This is a genomic window from Collinsella sp. SGI.180 (assembly GCF_050313455.1).
In the GTDB taxonomy this organism is placed as follows: Bacteria; Actinomycetota; Coriobacteriia; order Coriobacteriales; family Coriobacteriaceae; genus Collinsella.
Window position 1 is genome coordinate 1 of the sequence record NZ_JBNPLL010000057.1, and the last position, 339, is coordinate 339.

1 protein-coding gene is annotated in these 339 nt (G+C 64.3%); it reads left to right on the top strand.

All coding sequences use genetic code 11. From position 1 onward, the window contains the following. Positions 1-158: 158 nt before the first annotated feature. On the top strand, positions 159-339 hold a 181-nt coding region (locus ACQRAP_RS08715), incomplete at its 3' end, for a hypothetical protein (protein ID WP_427795405.1).

Genomic DNA, 339 nt, shown 5'->3' on the forward strand with positions numbered 1-339 from the left:
GGCTCTTCGGTGGTTTCTGTGGGAGAGATTCCGGCATAGGCCCAGCTCAGCGGGCGAAAACAACGATCTGGAACTGAAACGGCCCCGGGAGGGGCCGTTTCCGCGTCATCCGCCTATGATTGCTAAGCCAAATTCAGACAACCGAAGAGGTGTGACGCATGAAGAGTCTACTACTTCTCGCCCTCGGTCTGGCCCGCACGGTCGTCCTGGGCGCGCGCATCGAGGCCGAGCGCATCGTCGTGAGCGTCCGGCCCTACAAGCGCGAGCAGCGCCGCTGCCCCGTATGCGGCAGGGCCTGCGACTTCTACGACATGGCGAACCGCGGGGCCCCCAGGCTGT